At 62.3% G+C, this 228-nt stretch carries 1 protein-coding gene; it reads right to left on the minus strand.

Annotated features, from left to right (window positions below):
- On the minus strand, positions 1–196 hold a 196-nt coding region (locus JW499_RS23320; RefSeq protein ID WP_205212576.1), incomplete at its 3' end, for a Calx-beta domain-containing protein.
- Positions 197–228 lie beyond the last annotated feature (32 nt).

Consider the following 228-nt stretch of genomic DNA (forward strand, 5'->3'; position numbering starts at 1 on the left):
CGCCGCCTTCATAGATACCGTCCTGCGTAGTCTGCACGGTGAAGGTCTGGCTGGTGACACCCGGCGCAAAGGTCAGGGTGCCGCTGTTGCCAGTAAAGTCATTGGCTTCGGCGGTATCACCGGCCCCAATGCTGGTGGCAAAGTCGATGGTCTGGGCATCCGCCGCATCCCCGCTCCGGGTCACGGTGAAGGTCATCAGGCCACCCTCACTGACGCTCATGTCGCCAA

The sequence above is a fragment of the Amphritea pacifica genome, from assembly GCF_016924145.1.
Lineage (GTDB): Bacteria > Pseudomonadota > Gammaproteobacteria > Pseudomonadales > Balneatricaceae > Amphritea > Amphritea pacifica.